Origin of the sequence: Nostoc sp. XA010, assembly GCF_020829625.1 — a bacterium.
Taxonomy (GTDB): Bacteria; Cyanobacteriota; Cyanobacteriia; order Cyanobacteriales; family Nostocaceae; genus Nostoc.
In genome coordinates, this window is record NZ_JAIVFX010000006.1 from 11,427 (window position 1) to 34,415 (window position 22,989).

Genomic DNA, 22,989 nt, shown 5'->3' on the forward strand with positions numbered 1-22,989 from the left:
GGTTCCAGTAGTAGGCTGCTAGGAAACAAGCAGATTTCCTCCTACGAAATTGCATAGGTTTTAGAACGTTTTGGTTCTATTGAGAATCACAAGATTATGATATTACCCTCAAGGCTACTTTTTTCTATCTATAAGAAAGAGTAATTAACCTTATTTTATTACTTTCGTCACAAAAAAATCTTAAACCTTTGCTCACAGAGGGTTGGTTTTACTTATTGAGATTTGTTTGGTAATTTTTATAGTTATATATGAGGAAGTAATTGACAATAATTAAAAGGCTAGTTGAGCAGTGCGTAAGCGTAGCCCGCCGTAGGCATCGCTACATCCCTTCCATTACCATTTGGCTGTTCAACTTCTTTGGCATCAGTGCAAGTGTTGCGATTATATTACCTAATTTTTTCATGCATACGCGGTGCGATCAAGCCTTAGCAAGCATTAGTAATTCTCTATTTTTTAGATTTGCTTCTGTTACTAATTAAGAAAATTACCAATCTTAAGTATGAAGCCAATATGACTAATTTTTTAGTAAGATATCCTTTCTTGATATTCAACTATGCTTGATTACAGCAATACCATCCTTGGCAGATTAAGCAGGAATATATTTTGTGAATTTGCCTGAATACAGAAATAAATTAGCGTAATAATAATCACTATAAAAGGGAGAGGCAAGTTAAGCTTACCTCTCCCCACGACTGTTAAATTATTAGAATTCTGCCTCGTGCTTTATTTTCAAGGCAGGTCTATTAAATTAAAGGTTAATGTCGCTTGCTACTACTCTTGGTGCGCCTGCCAGGCGAATCTCAAACTCAGCCGATAGATCCCCATCAGTGCTAGCTTGAAGAATACCTCCTGAATAACGAACCTGACCTGCTGCGGTGAATGCACCAGATCCTATGAAACTGAAGCCTTGGTTGCCCCCTATAGTGGAGTTGGCGTCGATGTTAGATAGATCGATTACATCAGCAGGCAAGTTACCGTTGCCAAAAAAGTCACTGATAACATCCCGTCCAGATCCAGCAGGACTATCTGAAACTGAGTTGAATTGGAAACGATCGTTACCCGATCCTCCAGTGAGAACATCAGTCCCACTACCGCCAACCAAGCGATCGTTGCCAGCACCACCGATAAGGGTATCGTTGCCATTAGCACCGCCAAGGACATCGTTGCCAGCACCAGCGTTAATGATATCGTTACCATTACCGCCAATGAGGCTATCATTGCCATTATCACCATTTAGGTTATCGTTGCCATCACCACCGACAAGGGTATCGTTACCATCGTTACCAAAGAGGCGATCGTCGCCACCAGCACCAGTAAGGACATCGTTGCCAGTACCGCCAACGATACTATCCCTACCACCACCACCAGTAATGACATCGTTGCCAGCACCACCGATAAGGGTATTGTTGCCACCACCGCCGGTGATCACATCGTTGCCACCACCGCCATCGATGCGATCGTTGCCACTACCACCGAGAAGGACATCAGCGCCACTACCACCGTTTATGATCCTGTTACCACTACCGCTATTGACCTGGACAGAGTTGGTAGCACCGTTGATAATGTTAGTGATATTATCGTCAGTGATACCGAGAATAGTTGCCATAAATTAGCTTCTCCTGAGTTTAGAGGGTAAAAATTACCTCGTCATTTCACGATCAAAAAACGGTGTTACTGATTAAGAGTATGAATTTCCTTTAGCCCAAAGGCGCAAAAGAAATAATTTCAAACATTAAATTTTTGAATTTCACACTTTTATTCAGCAATGCCGAGAAAAGAAGGTAGAAAAATAACGAGTGGTAAGAGATAACTGAACCACACCTGATTGGAACAGTTCTTTCTGTTAAGTCCAAAGATTTTAGAAGCACTGCATATATTAATGAGTCTGGCATCAAAATCGTGCCAAGGGTCATTTATATATCTGTGTGCTTTATGTATTCATTGGTTACAAGTACTAGGCTGCTAGGGAACAAGCAGATTTTCTAGTACACAATCGCATAGCTTTTACGATATTCACAATCACAAGATTATGATATTACTCTCAAGGCTACTTTTTTCTATCTATAAGAAATAATAATTAATCCTCTTTTGTTCCTCTCACCCAAAAAAAAATCTGAAACCTTTGCTTAGATAGGGTTTTGTAATATATGTAGGAAGAATAAAGTCATGATAGTACTTTAGGGTAGTTTGTTTTATTTATAAAAAAAAGTGGTACTACATTAATTACCACTTTTTTTTATAAATTTATGATGAATTTTAACGAGGTAGAGGTAACCCTGTAACGGCTACTGCTCCAGCGAGCGCACTGGCTGCAAGGGAAGTCAATGCTGTCCCGAATAACCACCAAGCAGCATTTGCAACGGTTTTTTTGGTTTCTTGAGCTTGCTTTTTAGCTTGTTGTTGGATCGCTTTTAGGCGTTTTTGTGTTTCTTGTTGAATGCGTTCGGCTCGTTGTAGTACGCCATCCCGCGCCGCTTCTATTTGGTCGATGATCCTATTAGCATCCTCTTGGGAAATATCCTCACGAGAACTGATGACAGCAACTAGGGTGTCACGATCAAATTCACTGAGGCGATCGCGCAATGCTTCAAATCCAGCTTGGGGATCGTCGAACACTTTCGCAAAGTCTTGCTTAATACTTTCATAGTTGAGTTCGGAACGATCCAGGGAGTTGAGATAGTTACGAACTTTACCAAAAACTCCATCAAGCACTGATTGCACTCTTTGCTGGATTTGCTGGAATTGTTCAACAATGGAGGTGCGAACCGATTCAATTTGATCCACAATCCGGTTAGCTTCTTCTTCTGAAATATCTTCCCGTTGGGATAATAGCGCCACAATTGTAGAACGGTCAAATTTTGAGGCGCGATCGCTTAAACTTCCAATTCCAGCGCGGGGAGAAGACAGCAGCAATTGCAAATCGCGTTTAATGGCTTCTGGATTGAGTTCTTCTTTGTTAGTATTACGCAGATATTCTTCAAGATTGGCTTCAAAATCTAAAGCTTGTTGAGCAGTACGTTTGGCTAAACGTCGTGGCGCTCTGACAATATTTGCGATCGCATCTTGTGCTTGATCAATAATTTGATTAACTTGCTCTTGGCTCAAGTCTCCCCGTTGACTGACGAGCTTAACCAAGGTTTCTCGATCAACGTTAGATAAGCGATCGCGCAGTGCTAAGGCTCCTGCTTTAGGATCATCAAGTAATTTTTCCAAATCGCTCCTGATACCTTCGGGATTAAGTTCTTCTAAGTTGGTATTGCGGAGGTATTCAGCGATCGCTTTTGTAGTTTTTTCGTACTGTTCTTTCGCTTGCTGCGGAACTTGCAAAATACTATCTCGGACTGCTTCAATCTGATCGAGAGTTTGGTTTATCTGTTCTTCGCTCAAATCTTGACGCTGACTGAGCAATTGTACTAGTGTATCCCGGTCAAATTGCGATAGCCGCGAAGTCAATTGGCTAATTCCAGCTTGGGGATCGTCTAGTAGAGTTTGAAACTCACGTTTGATACTTTCGGGATTTAGTTCATCTTTGTTAGTATTCCGCAAATAATCTTCAACTCTTTGGCGCAATTCATCGGCTTTGGCTTTTGCTTGTTCTTGCAGCTCTCTAGCACGATTTAAGAAATTATCGCGGTTGCTTTCGAGTTGATTAACAATATTATTAGCTTCCTCTTCGTTGATATCTTGACGCTGTTGGAGCAATTGTACATAAGTATCGCGGTCAAATTGCCCGAAGCGGCTACTTAAATCTTCAAACCCAGCTTCTGGATCTTCCACCAACTTTTTAAAGTCGCGTTCAATACCTTCAGGATTGAGTTCTTCTTTCCCCGTCGAACGCAGATAATCTTCGATGCTGCTGCGGAAATCTTGCCCTTGCTCTCGCGCTTGAGCCTGTTTTACAGTTTCTAAAACTTCCGAGCGATCGCTTTCCATTTGTTCGGAAATTTCTTTCACCCTAGCTTCACTAACATCACCTCGCTGCTTCAGCAAGTTGGCGAAATATTCTTGATTTATTTCTTCTAACTCCCGTCTTACAGTTCTCGGATCTGCATTAACGTCATAGATGAGTTCTTTAAATTCATCTCTTAGGGTAATGCGGTTAAAATGCCAAGGAAAGGAATTCAATATGTAGTCTTCTACATCTGCCTTAATTGTGTTTTCGGGTGATATTGGCAATTTTGCAGATACTTGCTCAGCTGCTTCATCTCTGAACTTTTGTAATTGTTCTGTGATTTGATTGACATCGACATCTTGAACTTTTTCTTTCAGTTTTTGCAACTGATTAGTAATTTTGTTGACATCGATATTGGAAAGGTTGACCCGCTCCATAACTGCTGGTGCTGCCGCACTCAAGCCATATTGAATAGCTTGCTTGATTATACCATTGCCATTTCCACCTCCGACTGTAACCAGTTGTTGAAGGCGTTCACCTAATTGCTCTGAATTCAATTCTTCGGGTGTTGCAGACTTTAGCAAATTAATTACTTGTTCTGTGGGATTGCTCCGATTCAAAGCTTTTTGCCAAGCACCTTGAAATTGGTCAGCAATGCGATTAATATCTTCTTGAGATAAATCTGTGCGACTGCTAATTAAATCAACAAATGTTTGACGATTGATATTTTGCAATAGGTCGCTGTTAGCAACAGATTGCAAATCTGTATCTTTAAGAAGCTGGTCAAATTGGTTACGAATTTCTGTGATATCCAGCTTTGGTAATTGCAGAGAACCTAAAGAACTTTGGATGGTATTTCTAATATCTTCAGGATTAAAACCTGAAGTTAACTCTCGTCGGACTGCGGCTGTAATATCTTCAGCAGTAGAAACTAACTGTTTTTTCGCAGTATTAGCACCGATGCCAGCAGTTGCTGTACCCATCAGAGTTTGAAAACCAGAAGTGACAGTACTAGCGATAGAACCGATAAAAGAACCTACTGCTGATGAACCAAACCAAATTACCAGTGAGAAATAGGTAGCCCAGATAACTACACCGATAATTGCACCTAAAGATTCACTTTCGATTAAACTAAGTTTTACCGCTAGAAAACAAGCAATAAATAATGCAATACTAACGGTTAATAACGCCCAAGCACCAATTTTCGTCTGAACTGAACGAATTTTACTACCTAAACTTTCTGAATCATCATCAGAATCTGAGTCAATTTCCCAAGATGAAATTCCAACAGCGACTGAAAAATTAGTCAATAATAATTGAAAGGCAAATGCCATTAAGACTCCAGCCAGCAATGCTACCAAGAATTTAGGGCCAGAAAAAAGAACTGATGCTTCTTCTGGAGTTAGTGCTTCCTGAGCTATTATTGGCGCTAATCCAAAAGATAGCCAGTTCCATCCCCAAATAGTTAAAACACCTTGAAACATAGTATTTTCCCACTTGCAGTCAATTAAATAACCATTGATAAAATGGCTTACTCATCAATCTACTTGCCAGTTATATAAATTGGCACTTTCTTAGGTAAGAAGCTTGCTTGCCAAAAGTCGTATCTTACAAAAAATAAATGTTTTTATTAATTTTTACCTAGAGAAAATAATATTAAGTTTGGTAATTTTATATTAATTTGTTTGACAAAAATTAATCTGCTTAGTATTAGTAAAATTTTGCCCAAAAACTTTAAATTTATACATAGTTATATATTTTTATTAGAAATCACATTTAATCGATAGGTTGTTAACAAAAATTTAGCTAATTTTAAAACTAATATTTTAGAGATTGTTTTGATAAATTAAGTAATCAATATCTAATTTTCATAAGGCATAATTTATTTGATTATTAAAATTTGTTGCTATCTTTAGATAAAACACGTATGCCTAATGATAGAGATAAAATTTCTTCCAAGCGATTGATGAAATATAAACATAAACATGTATTAATAAGGTCATTAGGAGCTATAAATTTAGTGAATAATTTATTTTTGCTGAGGAGAAAGAATAATGGTTGTAGGTGTACATAAACGTGGTGTAGGTGTATTTTCTCATCGTCGAGATGTTGAACATGCCTTACATGAATTAAAAAAAGTTGGTTTTGATATGGATAGAGTCTCTGTCATCACGGAGGATGGAGACAAAGATGATATTTCTGGGGCTGAAGTACGCGATCGCGTCGGTGATAAATCTGACGATGGCGCTAAAGTCGGAGCAGCTACAGGCGGCGCGTTAGGCGGATTGACTGGCTTATTAGTTGGTCTTGGAACTTTGGCAATTCCTGGACTTGGGCCAATTATGCTGGCTGGAGCCGCAGCAACCACCTTAGCTACTACTCTCGCTGGCGCTGGTATTGGTGCAGTAGCTGGTAGTTTGCTTGGTGCATTAGTTGGTTTAGGAATTCCCGAAGAACGAGCCAGAGTTTATGACGAACGCGTTAAACGGGGACACTATTTAGTCATCATAGATGGCACAGATTCAGAAATCGCCAGAGCAGAAGCAATTTTACATCAGGGTGGTGTCGAAGAGTTTGGCATTTATGACAACCCAGATGCTAGAAATACAAATGCTGATTATGTCGCTCCAACATCTAATGTTGTTCCGAGTGGTGTTGCCAAACGCGCGATTGGAGTCTTTTCTCATCGTCGAGATGCAGAAGCAGCAATTACAGAATTACGAGATGCAGGTTTTCCCTTAAGTAAAGTCTCCATCATAGCCAAAGATACAAACGGTCATGGGATCGCTGGTGTAGATGTAGATAAAAATGTCGGTTCAGGTAATAAAGCAGACGATGGTGTAAAAGCTGGAGCAGCTACAGGTGGAGTCGTAGGCGGCTTGACTGGCTTATTAGTTGGCCTTGGAACTTTAGCAATTCCTGGAATCGGGCCTGTAATTGCAGGTGGTGCAGCAGCGACGGCTTTAGCATCAACAGTTGCTGGCGGTGCGATCGGTGCAGCAGCTGGCGGTATTGTTGGCGGACTCGTTGGCTTAGGAATTCCTGAAGACAAAGCGCGAGTATATAGCGATCGCTTCCAAAAAGGCGACTACTTGGTAATTATCGATGCTACAGAAGCTGAAATCCGCCAAGCTGAAGCAATTCTCAACCGTCGAGGCATTGAAGAATTTGCTATCTATGATGGCAGTGATTTAGGTGAACATCGCCCAGGTTTAAATCAAGTAACCCATCACGACACAGCAGTTGTGAATAGCGATCGCACCAATTATTCAACAGGTCTTCATGGAGATGAGCCTTCTGTAATCATTGTTGACCGTCGTGATGAAACACTCTAACCGCAGGTAGTTGTCACTCACACTAATTTTCTCTAATTTAAAGAGCAAGAAGATAAAAACTTTGCTCCTAACTTAAGAAACTTGCTCCTCACTTCTGCCGTGAACATCCACGAACTCCACAAGTTTCACTTTCCGATTCAGAATTAAACCTATGCAAAAGCTAACTCCCTTCTTAATTAGTTGCCTTTTAGTTTTTGGTGTTGCTGCTTGTGATAACGCTTCTAAAACAGCTGAATCTGCACCCGATCCTAATGAAGCACCAACCGCACCAAGCGCACAAACAACACAAGCTGCTCAACAAGACGCGCAAAGTGAAGTTCGCAGAAGACAACTTGATGCTGATATTCGTGCCCGCGAACAGCGAAACAATGCCACCGGTGGCGATACAGATAGAGCTGCAAGTGACCTAGCAAGTCAAGTTCGCTCCAAGTTAGAGGCAAACATACCCAAGGGTCAACTAACAGTTAATGCGAAAGACGATGGAAGTGTCACTGTCGCAGGAACTGTAAACAATCAGCAGGAATTGGCTAAGATTGAACGTTTAGCTAAGGAAATAAAAGGTGTCAAAACTGTAGTTGTTAAAGCAACTATTGCCCCACCGCAACAGTAAGACAGCTAACAATAAATCAAAGTGAGTAGGTAGGCATAAATAAATTTAGATGCCCCTGCTCAGGGTTAGGGGTCAGTTATATTTACTACTGACTACTAAGAATTGACAACTGACGACCTGAATAATTATATTTATTGGCGCTCAGTCAGTTATAGAAACTTTTGTACTTACGGAAAATATAAATTATGGAAACCGCCGAACAACAGCAACGTGAATCCGTGAATGCCTCTTTCTCACAAGGCACGCTAGCAATTGAAGGTACAGATACTCAAAACTTGCCAAAGTTACCACCAGCATCTGAACCAGAATCTCAATGGCAGCAAATTAGCAGACAAGTTTCTCAAGTTTTGGAGAAATTGCCTGAATATTTAGGTAGCTTTTTTAGTAGCTATAAGCAGCCTCTAACAACAGTTGGTTTGATTTTAGCGGCGATTGTTACAGCCAAGATAGTACTAGCTGTACTCGATGCCATCAATGATATTCCATTACTATCACCGACTTTTGAGTTAGTTGGAATTAGTTATGGCACTTGGTTTATTTCCCGTTATCTACTAAAGGCTTCAACCCGGCAAGAATTAGCCGATGAAATTCAATCACTGAAGAACCAATTTTTAGGCGAATAAATTTACTAACCATTAAAACATTACACTGTGGCGTAAGTTTGCCCGCCTTTAACAATTTGCTTAAGCCTTAGTAGACTAGTCTGTGTCTTCGCTAATTAAATATATACAATCTAAATGTTCACATTCCCGACTTCTTAGACAAGTCGGGAATTTTGTAACTATCTTATTTTGAATACAAAATGCAGTAGAGACACAAGAATGTTTATTGCTGTCAGTGTCAACTTTAGCTACAACGCTTGTTTTATATGATGAACAGAAATTATATGTATTGAGCCGGACTTCAGCTTAGTCTTTTGGATACATCAAAAGATAGAGAGCATAACATTGTATTTAACTTTAAATCACTTCTAAAGATAGTAGAACGAAAATGAAAAACAACCTAATCTAGGCTTTGAGGTTATTTAATAGATTCTTTAACGAGGACATAAATTATGGCTAATGAAGCAGTTAATAGAGATATAGATTCATCTGGTAGAGCTGAAGTAGATACATACGATCGCGGTATTATCCCAGCTGAAACAGCTGCTCGAATGGAAAGAGAAGGAACTACGTACAAAACACTCCCCACAGAAGAAAGGGAGGCAGATGCACCTACCGATGACCAAACCAATCCAGACAGTATACGCACCACTGACGGATACACCGTGGACAAAGAAGGTTTGTTAAACAACTATGCAGTTGAACCGGAAATGTACTACGAAGAACCGGGTGATGCACGCAAACAAGCAGCAGCCGATTCCGCCCAACGTATTCAAGAACTCGGAGAAGTTAATCAGGACGAGGAAGGCAAGTTGACCGAAAATAGTGATACACGCGGTAGAGGTCCAGGAATAGTTTAATTACAACAATCCTTTTTGCTGGGTGTAATTACACCTGAGAAGGCTAAATAAGTGTTTTGTAGAGACGCAATGATTGCGCCTCTACTTGTATTTATGGGCTATGGGGTCAATGTTTCGAGAAGTATGTTACTAGTGGTCTATCGCAAAAATTTTGATCGGTTTGTAGTAAGCACTTTAGTGCTTGAATATTTGAGGACTAAAGCCCTCACTACAAAACTAATGGGATAGACCATTAAATAATCAACGGCTCAAGTTCACGATCGTGCCATTGTCGCTGATACCATTCGGAAACCAAGGGACGGACAATAAACTTAGGATGGCCTTCACCTTTAACGTCAATACGTAAACCTGAGTAAGGTCGCCGCTTCTGAGAACCTTGACCATTGCGACCAATGAAGAGATGCGATCGCGCCACTAATCTATTTTCATTTCCAAAAGTCTCCATCAAATCTGCTCCCTCAATCCTCTGGCGTCGCAAACTAAACCCGCTACCACCGCAAACAATCCAGTGGATATGAGAATCAGCGTGTCCTGTATCCATTGTCTCTAAGTGTTCCAAGCAGTGGGCGTGACCGTTTAATACTAAATCAACTAAAGGACGCCCTTGAGTTAGGAAACCTATTTCTTTAGCTACCGCATCCAGCACACCACGGAGGCGATCGCGGATTATCAGAGTTTGTGCTTGTTGCCACTTTGTCGCTTCAGTTACATAAGGTGGATGATGGAAATAAATCACCCTTCCCCGAACTTCAGAGTTATTCCAAGATTCAATTAATTTTTGCTTTAGCCACTCCAGTTGTTCAGTATCAGTTACTGTTGTTTTATTAGCAGCTAGTTGCTTATCGATATCAACAATAATTTCTTCAATTTGCGACACCTTGGCGTGGTAGTCGTCTAATTGATCGGCTTCAATAGGGTTTTCTGGACGAAGCTTGGCTGAGGTTTCAATGATTTGCTGCTTTTCTTGCTCTAAATCTTCACGACGTTTTTCTAAAATTCTGCGATCGGTGTCACCTTTTTTTGTTTTAGGTAGCGGTGGTGGATCGTTAAATGTATTAGAATCCAAGGCAAAGAAATCAATACCGCCATAGCGAAAAGTGTAGTAGCGATTGGGAAGGCGAGTAAAGTGCCCAGGTTCATAGCTAAGACAATAACCTGTATCTGTTTTAGCTGTGTAATACTGATTTAAATGATTATTTAACTCTCCTGGAAGCTGAAACGCCTGAAGATAGTCCATAAATGCCCGTGCGTAGGCTTCACCCGTTCGTGAGCCATGCAAGCCTACATCTAGGTCTAAGCGCGATCGCAACAGGCGACGAATGGGTAATGTTGTTAAAGATGCCAAGCTCAATAGAATCGGCAAGTTATAGTAATCGTGATTTCCCAGTACAGGTAAAATGGGCAGCTTAAAAATCATCTGGTCATAAGCAATCCTTTGAGAATGCTCTCCCCCCAAGAGAAACTCTCGATAAGGCTGGATGAAATTCTGCTGATAGTATTCACTCGACCCCACTAAATAGATCACATCACCCGTATGCAGCATAAAACGGCATTCGCTGTGATGGGGCAACATAAGTTCAGCCACCTTTCGCTGGGGATTGTGTCCCCGGTGCTTGCCGGAACCACTATCACCTACAACTAAAAATGAGAACTCAGAATTGTCTGTTTGGCCATCCTCCAACACCAGCCGAGTTTGGTCGATGTTCCGTTCTAGAATTAACGGATCTTGCCACCGTACCCGTTGATTCATTTTACGGATTTTGTTAGCGATCGCTGGATCAGATACAAGTTTCAATGCAACCTACTCCTGAGTTTTTAATTAGGAATCGAAGAAGAGGAAGGGGAAGGAGGCAGGGAGCAGGGGGCAGGGGGCAGGGAGCAGAGGGGAAAACCCCATAAATAAAATATATTTAGGGCTGCTGCAAGGTTGGACGCATTATTTCTTGTGGCACTTGACGCGACGCTCGTTCGCCCTTGGCGTCTCCCCTTGGGAGAAGACTCGCTAACGCTGCGCTATCAAAATGAACATAAAACATTGAGCATGAATAAACATTATTTCCTATGAAACCCAAGGGTTGCTAGGGAATTCCAGCATCTTTTCCCCTTCCCCCTGCTCCCCTGCCCTCACTCCTCCACTTTGTCTTTCATCTCAATAGTCAAATTAGGGAGTCCCTCTAGTTTTTCGGTAGGCTCCACTTCTTCTACTAATGGCACAAAAATGTTCAAACCTGCTGGTACACACTTAATTTCTACTGGAGTTGTGCCCACTATTTCACCATCTAGAACAACCTTTTGTGGTGGCTTAGTTGTAATTTTAAATTCTTTGGCTCGCAGGAAGCCAATATCATTCCGATCGACAGCGTTACCTGTAGAAGCCGTTTGGAATAGATGAAATGTAGCTGCGATCGCTCCTGCTTTGTTAGCTGGGGCTACAATCGTCAAATCTAGCAACCCATCATCATAAATCAGACCGGCTGGGCCTTGAGCCAAAACTGAAGTAGGAGGCGCGGCATTTGCTACTGTAACTGCACAGGCACTAGTTTTAATTATCCTGTCTTCTGTTTCAATTTCAACATCAAAGTTTTTTAAGTTTCTCAGTTGCTGAATTCCAGCGAAAACGTAGGCCATCATGCCAAAGCGATTCTTGGAGTCTCGGTCTGCCAATTCTACAGTTTCAGCTTCAAAGCCAATACCTGCCAAAAGCACCATTGGCCGATCGTTGCAATAGGCTACATCTACATGGCGGGTTCCTCCTTGCAAAATTGTTTCACACGCACCTGCGATGGTGTCAGGAATTCCTAAAGCTGTGGCAAAAGCGTTTGCTGTTCCTCTAGAAATAATGCCAAATGGAATATCACTACCCACTAAAGCCGTTGCTGCCGCCGAGAGAGTGCCATCTCCCCCCGAAGCAATGATTGCATCTACCCCTCGCTCTACAGCTGCTAAAGCCAGTTCGTCAGCGTCGATTTCTTCAGTTGTGAGATAAATATCTAGGTCAATTTCTGGCTCTAATATTGCCCGAATTTCTGCCAGTTCTATATCCGGGTCACCCTGACCCGCAACTGGATTAAAAATGAGGCAGGCGGAACGATTCATAAAATATAAAGGCTAAACTTAGATTACTAAAATACCAAATTATTTCTAGCATTCTTATGAAACTTCGGCTTCCTTCTGGCGGCTGGTTTACATTGTGTAAGAAGTTTAGAAGTTTTTGCGTTGGAACATACCAATGCTGACGCGTATTTAAGGATCTTTTGTCTTTACTAAAACAATAAAAATTTTGCCATGCGTCAAATATTACTAGTTTTAGCAAGTATGCTAACTCTCAGCAGTTTAAATACTCCCACCGTGACAATAGCAGATACAGCGCATAATTTACGGGAGATCCGCTTAGTTCAAAGGCTCAACTGCAATAATCCTCAAACTCAAATAGCAATTAATGAATGCGCGAAGTTGTCTTACCAAAGGGCAGATAAAAAACTGAATCAAGCCTATCAACAATTGCTACCTACCTTAGAAACATCTAGGAAACAGAAATTGATTGCTGCACAACAAGCTTGGCTGAAGTTTCGAGATACCAATTGTGAGTTTGAGAGAAGCAGATATGAGGGAGGAAGTATCGCCCCTAGCATTTATTCTGGTTGTTTAGAAAATACCACAAAGCTGCGTACCCAAGAATTACAGGAATTTCTCAAATCTGACCCTTAAATAGTCGAATAAAACCGCAACGCGAGAAATATTAGTAATTAGTTCAAGAGAAACCACGCCCACAAAGGACGTGGTTTGAATTAATATAATATTAATAAGATAATTTAAACTCTCGACTGAACGAGCACCAAACGTTTTACGCCGAAGCCCTAACTGAAACTGAAGTTGCTCACTCTGCTTTCATCTTTAACCAGCCAAATAGCTGTTCTACTGTCAATTTTAAATCAACATTATCTAGAACAGGCAAGCTATCTCCTTTATGACAAAATTCTGGTTGTTGATGTGGTTGAAAAACCAGAACTGAACGGTCATCAGGATCAATCAACCATCCTAACTGACAACCATATTTTAAGCAGTGCAAGATATTGCTTGTAACTCGATTGGAACTCTGATCTGGAGAAAGAATTTCAATTGTCCAGTTCGGAGCAATTAGCACATCATCTACAGGTTCTCCGTTATCATCAAACTCAATTTGCTCCCAACGGATAACCGCCACATCTGGAACAATTGACCGACCACCGAAAGTACAACGCAACTCTGGAAAAGCATAAGCGATTTGCCTCTTTTCTGTGACTTCATTAATTCCATCAATCAACTTAGCCTGAAGTCGGGGGTGGCGGGTTTTGGGCATTGGTTTTAGGATAATCTCACCATCAATATAAAGGCTTGCAGGCTTTGTTTCTGGTAACTTCAGAAACTCCTCTAGGGTTAGAGATGCAGATTTTGCAACACTCATAATTTCTGCTACTCCGAAAGTCCTACATCAAGTTTATAGCAGTTTTCAATCGATGCACCGTGTATTTTTATTGCCTGCAAGTGATAAATATAGCAGCTTGTACCGTAATCCTGCTGTACTCAATAAAATTGTTTGAGATTCCTCAAACCAGCTTTTGGTAAAGAATTGTAATCCAAAATCCAAAATCCAAACTCCAAAATTGGTATGAGTCCCTGACTACGATAGTCTAGATGAGAGTGAATTTATCGCCTGCGATATTATATTGTTTTATGACTTCAGTTGTTTCTAGCCCTCCACGCACTATTCGGATTGGTTCACGTAAAAGCCAACTTGCTCTGGTTCAGACCTACTGGGTACAAGAGCAACTCCAAAAAAGATTCCCTGATATCATTTTTGAAGTCCACACCATGTCTACCCAAGGCGATAAAATCTTGGATGTAGCATTAGCTAAGATTGGCGACAAAGGACTTTTTACTAAAGAACTTGAAGTTGGAATGCTCAATCAGGAGATTGACTTTGCCGTTCATTCTCTCAAGGATCTGCCGACTCACTTACCTGAAGGGTTAACGCTGGCGGCAATTACTGAACGGGAAAATCCAGCAGATGCATTAGTGGTGCATGAAAAGCACAAAGATAAACAAATTGATACATTGCCAGAAGGTGCAGTAATTGGTACATCTTCGCTGCGGCGATTAGCACAGTTACGCCATCACTTCCCGCACTTTACCTTTAAGGATGTCCGGGGAAACTTGATTACACGGTTGGCAAAACTGGATGCAGGCGAATACGATGCTTTGATTTTGGCCGCAGCAGGGTTAGAGAGATTGGGAATGGGCGATCGCGTTCATCAAATTCTTCCCAAAGAAATCTCTCTTCACGCTGTTGGACAAGGTGCCTTGGGTATAGAATGCCGGGCTGATGATAGTGAAGTGCTATCTCTACTCAAAGCGATCGAACATCCCGAAACACGCGATCGCTGTCTAGCCGAACGGTCTTTTTTACGCTCTTTAGAGGGGGGCTGTCAAGTACCTATTGGTGTAAATACAGAAATATCTGGTGATAATTTGACCTTAACAGGGATAGTCGCTAGTGTAGATGGTCAAAAGTTCGTCAAAGATACCGTCACAGGGATTGCCAATGATGCTGAAGCGCTAGGCATAGAACTAGCCCAAGTGTTGCGGCAACAAGGAGCGCAAGAAATTTTATCAGAAATTTTTGCGGTGATTCAGCGCGGTTCTTAAGCAATTGGGCAGGCCGATGTGATTAGATAAGAATTGATCGCCGTTGCACCAAAGATGTGCCAGACGCGACAAATCGCGTTTGTCGGCATCATAGAGTTAATTTGACAATATAGACAGAACCGGGGAAGCAAAAATTACCATGCGGATTCTATTTGTTGCAGCAGAGGCAGCACCCATTGCCAAAGTAGGAGGAATGGGTGATGTTGTTGGGGCATTACCCAAATTTCTGAGAGAAATGGGGCATGATGTGCGGATATTCTTGCCTTACTATGGCTTCCTGCCAGACAAAATGGAAATTCCCAAAGAACCCATCTGGCGCGGCTCTGCGATGTTCCAGGAATTTGCTGTTTATGAAAGCGTTCTGCCTGGTACTGATGTTCCCTTGTACTTATTTGGACATCCCGCCTTCCTACCCCGCCACATTTATTCTGGAGAAGGTGAAGACTGGCGGTTCACATTATTTTCCAATGGTGCAGCCGAGTTTGCCTGGAATTACTGGAAACCAGAAATTATGCATTGTCATGATTGGCATACGGGGATGATTCCTGTGTGGATGCACCAAGATCCTGATATCACCACAGTCTTTACCATTCATAACCTGGCTTATCAAGGGCCGTGGCGTTGGTACTTAGAAAAAATTACTTGGTGTCCCTGGTATATGCAAGGACACAACGTTATGGCGGCGGCGGTGCAATTTGCCAATAAGGTAAATACAGTTTCGCCCACCTATGCCGAGCAAATCAAGACACCTACTTATGGTGAAACATTAGAAGGTTTGCTGTCTTTTATTAGCGGTAAATTATCTGGGATTATCAACGGAATTGATACTGAAGTTTATAACCCAGAAAATGATAAATATATTGCTCAAACCTTCACTGCTGATACCCTGGAGAAACGCAAAGCCAACAAAATTGCTTTGCAAGAAGAAGTAGGATTAGAAGTCAACTCCAAAGCCTTTCTAATTGGGATTGTGACCCGATTAGTGGAACAAAAAGGCATTGATTTGATATTGCAAATCCTCGATCGCTTCCTCTCCTATACAGATGCACAGTTTGTGCTGTTAGGGACAGGCGATCGCTATTATGAAACTCAGATGTGGCAATTAGCATCCCGCTTTCCGGGACGCATGGCAACTTATTTACTGTATAACGATGCCCTGTCTCGCCGCATTTACGCTGGTACTGATGCTTTCTTGATGCCTAGTCGTTTTGAACCTTGCGGTATCAGCCAAATGATGTCTTTACGCTACGGTTCTGTGCCTATTGTCCGCCGCACAGGTGGATTAGTTGACACCGTAAGCCATCACGACCCCGAAAATGCAACAGGTACCGGTTATTGCTTTGACCGCTATGAAGCGCTAGACCTTTTCACCTGTATGATCCGGGCTTGGGAAGGCTTCCGTTTCAAACCACAATGGCTAGAACTACAAAAGCGGGGCATGAGTGAAGATTTTAGTTGGTATAAATCTGCTAAAGAGTACGTGAAGTTGTACAGGTCAATTTACGGTTTGCCAGAAGAAGAGGAGACACCACAACCAGAGTTAGTTTTAAACGAAGCGATCGCTAATAGCAAGTCATAAATCTCTGTACATGTGTACAGATGTATGCACCTCATTTTTTGAACTCATGATGCATTGTTCAGATTAGCCTAATATCTGAAGATGCTAATCATGAGTTTTTTGCTTCTGAAATAATTTTTTTGTAAGTATTTAATATTGTTTATTTATTCTTACCAGATAAAAATCTGAAAGCTTTGTTGTGGTTAGTTATTTTAAACATGGGGATAGCTTGAATGGAACCAAGTTCAACCCAAGCTACAAATATTTTATTTTTTCAAGTTAATCAAAAAGCGCTAAGTAAGTGGGTCAAATTAAAATAAAACCTCACTTTGCCTCCAGCTTGCCTCTCCTAACAAAGGCTGCGATGTACACATAATTTGTCAGAGTGAAACTGTCAGACTTACTAACATCCCGCCTCGGAATGAATTCCGAGACGGGATAGAAACACAGTGCGAGATTTATTAATAAAGATATGGCTGCGACAAGACTTGTGTAAGCTGTTGTGCCTTTAATTTGCACTAATATTTTTTTCAATATGATTGTGGGGTGGGCATCTTGCCTACCCTGATAGTGCAAGTTGTATACGTAACAGCTTATATACCGTAGCTTAACAAAGGAGAGGCATTGAGAGTGAGGTTTGATCTTATGTTTAATTACGCCTACCTACTTGATTGCATTGTCTGTGAGATTCCTGAGCCTTGCTTAAGGAATCTGATCTTTCTTATTTGACTTTATGAATATTGTGTAAATTTAAAAAAAACTTTTTGTAAAGTTGTAAGTATTTATATATAGATAATCGTATATTATTTGTTGTATTGAGCCACCAATTATTGTCTTTATATTGTCCCTTGTTTTAAAGCTTTAACTAGGAAAATATTGATTGCTGTATATAAGACAGTTAATAACTCCAAAAAATAAATTAGCCTTTAGTTTTATGATGTATTGACATGTCTATCTGTATGCTTTTTGAGTCAAAAAACTCACTATTGGAAGTGAGAAATTAAGACATTCTAAAAGCTTGATTTATTGCTCTATGTCATAACAATTTAGCCTTTATTAGACAAGCAAAATGTTAGCAGAAAAAACTCAGACGCGGCCTATTTATAGTATTCCTTCAATTAGAAATTATCGATGGTCTACTCATCTTGATTTATTAAGAGGTTTAGCTTCTTTATTAGTTTTTATCGGTCACATGAGAATTTTATTATTTTTAGAATATTCAGAAATTAGTAACCCTAGTTTTTTGATAAAAAGGTTAAATTCATTCACAGTATTGGGTCATCAATCTGTAATGATTTTTTTTGTGCTAAGTGGATTTTTTATTTCAGCTAGTGTAATAAAGAGAATTCAGCAAAAGCAATGGTCTTGGATTAATTATTTAGTAGATCGTTTAACACGTTTATATATAGTATTAATTCCTGCTTTATTACTGTCTTATTTTTGGGATTCTCTCGGTATAAAAATATTTGGTACTGGACAAGATAGTTTTTATGGAGAAAAGTTTCACAATGGTCATTTAGCAACTTATAAAATTTTGGAAAATTTCACATTTCAAAATGCTTTGGGAACTCTAGCTTTTGTGCAAACGATTTTTGTAGATTTATTTGGTTCAAATAAGGCAGTTTGGAGTTTAGCCTATGAATTTTGGTACTATATACTTTTTCCTTCTATCATCCTATTCTTTTTTGCTAAATCCTTAAAAGCTCGTATATTATATGCTTGTTTAGCTTCAATCATATTATTAATGATTGGTTCAGAAATTAGAATTTATTTTTTGATTTGGCTGATGGGAGCATTAGTTAGTATATCTCATCCTTCTAAATATCTTAATAACAAAAATATCCTCAAGCCACTCACTTATTTGTCTATACTAATCCTGTGCATTGCATTAATAAGCGAGCGTTTTATTGGTCGAGAAATAGCAGACTTTTTCATAGGATTCTCTACTGCTGTTATGATATATCTACTAGTTAATAGCCGTAGTCAAATAAGGCAAGAAGGAGCATACGAAAAGTTTTCTAAAGGTTTAGCAGGATGTTCCTATACTCTTTATCTTGTCCACATGCCAATCCTGTGCTTTATCAGAGCATGTATAATTGGCGATCGCCCTTGGGAACCAGATATTTTGCACATATTTTTGGCGCTTATTATAGTTGTATTTGTATTTTTATATGCGGTTGTCATCGCACATTTTACTGAGGCAAAAACAAGCAAATTTAGAAATCTAATTATGTCTTGGATAAAAAACAGAGCTTTAAATCAAGCTTAACTGCTATGCCGAGCAAATCAAGACGCCTACTTATGGTGAAACCTTTCCCGGACGCATGGCAACTTATTTACTCTATAATGATGCCCTGTCTCCCTGCATTTATGCTGGTATTCTCTAACGCAGCAAGTCATGTATATGGTACTATACCTGAGTCAGATATTAAAATCAAAGTCAATCTAGTCAGTCAAAGATAATCTAGGTTAAATGATCCCGGACTACTTCCAATTTATAAACAAGCACAAGTTGGTGAAAGTAGCGCAAAGCTTACATAGTTTTGCTATTGAGCCATATTATCTCTTCTTATTCCTGCTATTTCTAAAGTTGTTGCTTGATTACGAAAATGAACAGTCACACTACTCTTAGCATTTAGTGATTTAAATCATTCATTTAGTTTTTACAATTAACCCTGCAATTACTATGCACAAAAAATTAAATTTACTACAAGTATATCGTGGTATAGCTGCTCTAATGGTAATTCTTCACCACGGGGATGGAATAGTTTCTCGTGAGCTACAGCAAAATAATTTATATTTATTGCAAATATTTCATTTCGGTTGGATAGGCGTTGATTTCTTTTTCGTACTCAGTGGATTTATTATATTTTATATTCATCAATCTGATATAGGTAAACCTGATAAGTTTACGCCTTTCGTTTTTAAAAGATTTATCCGTGTATATCCATTATATTGGAGCATTTTAGGCATCAAAATTTTAGTTTCTCTATTTAATACTGGCAAAGATAACATTTATCAGCGAAGTGCAGACGAAATTATCAAGGCTGTTTTGTTACTACCCCAAGATCGGTCTATTCTAGAGAGTAGTTTTATTGGTGTTAGTTGGACCCTCTGTTATGAAGTGTTTTTCTATTGTATATTTGGTTTCCTGATATTGAAAAATACAAAAATTTATCAAGCGATAATTTCTGCTTGGATAATTGGTATAATCCTTAATCTTTTCAATGTTTTACCAATCGGCAAAAGCTTTCTGCCGAACTTTATATTTTCTCCACATAATCTAGAGTTTGTGCTGGGTTGTTTAGCTGCTTATACAATATATAAATACCAATTTAAGTTTGGAGCATCATTAATTTACGCTTCAATATTTCTGTTGATGGTATCAGTTATAAATACAAAATATGGTGAATTTAATGTTTCAGGTATCTCTGCATTAGTAGCTTATGGAATTCCGTTTACGCTCTTGATTATCGGATCTGTTCATTTAGAAGTATCAAAAGCAATAAATGTATCACCAATTCTAATTTATTTAGGCAATGCGTCTTATTCTATATATTTAACACATGGGTTTTTCTTAAGTAATATAAGCAAAATATTTAATAAATTTACAGATAAATTAAATATTTTACATCTTCTGGCTCAAAATCACAGCATATATAACAACGCTATTGCATCTCTCATTATTATACTAACAGTAGCTATGGGATGCGTAATTCATTCTTATATTGAAAAACCATTAATTGAAAATTTAAGGAAAAAAGTATTTGCTAAAATGACTTGAAACTGCTAAGGAAGCAGGGGTATTTTATTCTAAATTTTAAGGCAGTTTTTATTTCTTTTGTGGGAATAACTATAATTTAGCAATGAGCCAATCAATTATTGCATTACTTGATTTATAGTTTTGTCAGCGTGAACTGCATATAATTGCCAACCTATTAAACGACGTTTTGATATCCTTAATTTTAATTACTTATTTTTTATAATGGTTACACAGAGGAGCGTGGAGAGTGTGTCACAATATTTATATACCAAAAACTATAAAAATAAAAAACCGTAAAACATCATCCGCAGGAGTAATAAGTAGGAGTTAGAAGATTGATAGACGCAATGGACTTTTTTCAGTTAAGTGCTGGTAAGTGGCGATCGCAACGTGCAACTCATCACCTACCCTTTAAGCGATCAGAAACAGGAGAATCGGATATACAGGTAGAAACTCTGGATGCCAATCATCCAGAAATTATTGAACTGTGCCAGTATCATCAGATTGACCCCAGCCTGTCAGTAGGTGGATCACGGGTACGTTGGCTGGGCACAATGGCTTGGGATAGAGAAAATGACGAGAACCATCAAGGGAAAACCATATTTGCGATCGTGCCTGATGGCGATAATCCAAGAGCTGGTAAATTACTCCGTGAAAGAGGCTACGCTGAAATTATGCCTGTAGTCGGTCTTTTTCACATGGATGATGAAGATGGGCTAGTGTTGACAACCGAATACGAAACAATGAGTTCTATTGAGAGATTCTGGTTCGCCAGCCCAAATATGCGACTGCGAACCAGTACAGTGAAACGCTTTGGTGGCTTCAGCACTGCATCATTTTGTACCGAAACTCGCATTGAAACTTCTACTGAAGCTTCCAACCCAGAACAAGTAACAGAAAAACAAGGGTCGGATGTTTTGGAAAAAAGAGAGTTTTATTCAGTTTTGGGCTGGTGAATGATTCTTAAGCAGACCGATGCTTTTACTCGTGGCCGAGATTATCTGCATCGAGTACAGGGGTTTGCCCTAGAACCGGGTATGGTGGATGTGTTCGATAACGTGCGCGATCGCATCCCCATTTGTACTTGGATCGGCGATAACATTAACACCATTAACGCTCAGATCAATGCCTATCTAGACCTTTGTCATGAGTGTTTTCATCCCCAAGAGCGTCGCCACATCCAAATTTTTGCAGTCCCCATAGCTCAATCTTTCGGCATCGACGGACTGTGCAACATTCTTACAAACCCAGTAACTATTCTGGTAGATGTCGGTCGAGTTGCACCTAGAGACTGGTTTGGTGTAGTCGTTCATGAATACGCCCATGCCCATCTAGGAGACTTTGGTCACAATCAGCAGTTTGCTAGCATCCTATCTCATCTATGTTTAGGACTGGGATTAGAACCACCCTACTGGGAGGCAGGGATGGAAGCAACTTTGCGTAGCTGGCCTCACTGTAAGTCAACCATAGATCCCTTGGAATTTTGGATAGGTCAAGGGAGTAGGGAGTAAGGGAGACAAAGAGACAAGACGTGAGAACTTGCAACAAGTCTTTCCCCTTGTCTTTAATTCCCCACTCCCCATTAATTTCTTTTGCTATATGTTAAAAATTATTGCTTTATTTCAAAAAGGTGAAACTGAATCTTCTAATCTGAAGTATGTGAATAAAGTTTTTTAGGTAGTTATTAGGCTGAAAGCTGTACTCTCTTTATAAATTAGCTATGGGTTGAGTCCAACAAGCTAATCCTTGTTTTTTGGAATAGTTAAATTCCCCTTAGTTAAGTTTCGTGAAATTTTATCAGAATCTGAAGTTTTGATACAACTACTCCCTTAATATGTGATCTAAAGTTGTTAACTTTAATTAAGAAATATGGAGGCTTTAGAGTGGCAATTCCTCTGTTAACATACGACCCTTCAAGTCAAAACCAGCGTGTAGCTGCATACGAAGTACCAGGTGATGAACAGCCCAGGATTTTTACTACAGACAATCTGCTTTCTCCTTCAGATTTAGACGTTCTGATTGAAGCAGCATATCGTCAAATTTTCTTTCACGCCTTTGCTGCCGATCGCCAAACATTTTTAGAGTCCCAACTCCGTAATGGACAGATTACAGTGCGGGACTTTATTCGTGGGTTGCTGCTTTCTGATACCTTTAAGAAAAGCTTCTACGACCTCAACAATAATTATCGCTTTGTTGAGCAAGTAATCCAGCGTGTTCTAGGACGCGACCCATACAGTGAGCGGGAAAAAATTGCCTGGTCAATTGTAGTCGCTACCAAGGGTATTAGAGGCTTTATTGATGAAGTCCTCAACACTGAAGAGTATCTGAGCAATTTTGGAGACTCTACAGTACCTTATCAGCGCCGTCGCATACTGCCATCCCGCGCTGAAGGTGAGTTGCCATTCAACATCAAATCTCCGCGATACGAAGCTTACCACCGTGCCAAACTGGGTTTCCCCCAAATCATTTGGCAGGTCGAAGTACGCAGATTCCTCCCACAAGAGCGAAAGCCCAAGGCAGGCGATCCAGCTCTGTTCTTGTCTATGGCACAAAGTGTCAATGCAAAAGGCAATACGCCACAAAGGATCTCGTCATTCAACATCGATATCGAAAAGTCTGTACCTTATCGCCAGTTGGCTGGAATTAAGTAACGATTTTGGTTCGACGGCTGTTTAGTACATCCA

At 40.0% G+C, this 22,989-nt stretch carries 17 protein-coding genes; 12 read left to right on the forward strand and 5 right to left on the reverse strand.

The features are described from left to right. Positions 1 to 748: 748 nt before the first annotated feature. A complete protein-coding gene (locus tag LC608_RS11040) occupies positions 749 to 1,606 on the reverse strand; it encodes a calcium-binding protein (protein WP_229553586.1) in 858 nt (285 codons plus the stop codon). 650 nt (positions 1,607 to 2,256) lie between these two features. Further along, positions 2,257 to 5,376, reverse strand: a complete 3,120-nt coding sequence (locus tag LC608_RS11045) for an MFS transporter (RefSeq protein ID WP_229553587.1) — start codon at positions 5,374 to 5,376, stop codon at positions 2,257 to 2,259. A gap of 570 nt (positions 5,377 to 5,946) precedes the next feature. Here LC608_RS11045 and LC608_RS11050 point away from each other — a divergent pair. The 4 genes from LC608_RS11050 to LC608_RS11065 all read left to right on the forward strand — a co-directional run bounded on the left by LC608_RS11050 (position 5,947) and on the right by LC608_RS11065 (position 9,299). Further along, a complete protein-coding gene (locus LC608_RS11050) occupies positions 5,947 to 7,227 on the forward strand; it encodes a histidine kinase (protein WP_229553588.1) in 1,281 nt (426 codons plus the stop codon). Between the two features lie 151 nt (positions 7,228 to 7,378). Next, entirely contained in the window at positions 7,379 to 7,837 is a 459-nt protein-coding gene (locus tag LC608_RS11055) for a BON domain-containing protein (protein WP_229553589.1), read from the forward strand. A gap of 185 nt (positions 7,838 to 8,022) precedes the next feature. Beyond that, on the forward strand, positions 8,023 to 8,460 hold the full coding sequence (locus tag LC608_RS11060; protein ID WP_229553590.1) for a CAAD domain-containing protein: 438 nt from the start codon (positions 8,023 to 8,025) through the stop codon (positions 8,458 to 8,460). 431 nt (positions 8,461 to 8,891) lie between these two features. Further along, positions 8,892 to 9,299, forward strand: coding sequence for a hypothetical protein (locus tag LC608_RS11065; RefSeq protein WP_229553591.1), 408 nt, complete (start codon positions 8,892 to 8,894; stop codon positions 9,297 to 9,299). Positions 9,300 to 9,531: 232 nt separating this feature from the next. Here the strand turns inward: LC608_RS11065 and LC608_RS11070 are convergent, their stop codons facing one another. Continuing rightward, a complete protein-coding gene (locus LC608_RS11070; protein WP_229553592.1) occupies positions 9,532 to 11,094 on the reverse strand; it encodes a metallophosphoesterase in 1,563 nt (520 codons plus the stop codon). Positions 11,095 to 11,423: 329 nt separating this feature from the next. Beyond that, positions 11,424 to 12,395: a YegS/Rv2252/BmrU family lipid kinase gene (locus LC608_RS11075; RefSeq protein WP_229553593.1), complete on the reverse strand. Its 972-nt coding sequence runs from the start codon at positions 12,393 to 12,395 to the stop codon at positions 11,424 to 11,426. A 189-nt stretch (positions 12,396 to 12,584) separates the two neighbouring features. Between LC608_RS11075 and LC608_RS11080 the strand changes: the two genes are divergently transcribed. Continuing rightward, complete coding sequence (locus LC608_RS11080) at positions 12,585 to 13,007, forward strand: lysozyme inhibitor LprI family protein (RefSeq protein WP_229553594.1); 423 nt, start codon at positions 12,585 to 12,587, stop codon at positions 13,005 to 13,007. 169 nt (positions 13,008 to 13,176) lie between these two features. Here LC608_RS11080 and LC608_RS11085 read toward each other — a convergent pair whose 3' ends face one another. Further along, the gene (locus LC608_RS11085; protein ID WP_229553595.1) at positions 13,177 to 13,743 is read right to left on the reverse strand and encodes a Uma2 family endonuclease; all 567 of its coding nucleotides are present in this window, start codon (positions 13,741 to 13,743) and stop codon (positions 13,177 to 13,179) included. A gap of 269 nt (positions 13,744 to 14,012) precedes the next feature. Between LC608_RS11085 and hemC the strand changes: the two genes are divergently transcribed. The 7 genes from hemC to LC608_RS11120 all read left to right on the forward strand — a co-directional run bounded on the left by hemC (position 14,013) and on the right by LC608_RS11120 (position 22,956). Then, the gene (hemC, locus tag LC608_RS11090) at positions 14,013 to 14,984 is read left to right on the forward strand and encodes a hydroxymethylbilane synthase (RefSeq protein WP_229553596.1); all 972 of its coding nucleotides are present in this window, start codon (positions 14,013 to 14,015) and stop codon (positions 14,982 to 14,984) included. Positions 14,985 to 15,123: 139 nt separating this feature from the next. Further along, positions 15,124 to 16,563 carry a glycogen synthase GlgA gene (glgA, locus tag LC608_RS11095; protein ID WP_229553597.1) on the forward strand — a complete coding sequence of 480 codons (1,440 nt, stop codon included), beginning with the start codon at positions 15,124 to 15,126 and terminating at the stop codon, positions 16,561 to 16,563. 1,048 nt (positions 16,564 to 17,611) lie between these two features. Then, a complete protein-coding gene (locus tag LC608_RS11100; RefSeq protein ID WP_229553598.1) occupies positions 17,612 to 18,811 on the forward strand; it encodes an acyltransferase in 1,200 nt (399 codons plus the stop codon). Positions 18,812 to 19,228: 417 nt separating this feature from the next. Beyond that, positions 19,229 to 20,326, forward strand: a complete 1,098-nt coding sequence (locus LC608_RS11105; protein WP_229553599.1) for an acyltransferase — start codon at positions 19,229 to 19,231, stop codon at positions 20,324 to 20,326. 317 nt (positions 20,327 to 20,643) lie between these two features. Beyond that, positions 20,644 to 21,261 (forward strand): phycobiliprotein lyase, encoded by a 618-nt coding sequence (locus tag LC608_RS11110; RefSeq protein WP_229553827.1) that lies wholly within the window; start codon positions 20,644 to 20,646, stop codon positions 21,259 to 21,261. Next, on the forward strand, positions 21,262 to 21,816 hold the full coding sequence (locus LC608_RS11115; RefSeq protein WP_229553600.1) for a hypothetical protein: 555 nt from the start codon (positions 21,262 to 21,264) through the stop codon (positions 21,814 to 21,816). A gap of 372 nt (positions 21,817 to 22,188) precedes the next feature. After that, the gene (locus LC608_RS11120) at positions 22,189 to 22,956 is read left to right on the forward strand and encodes a phycobilisome rod-core linker polypeptide (RefSeq protein ID WP_229553601.1); all 768 of its coding nucleotides are present in this window, start codon (positions 22,189 to 22,191) and stop codon (positions 22,954 to 22,956) included. Positions 22,957 to 22,989 lie beyond the last annotated feature (33 nt).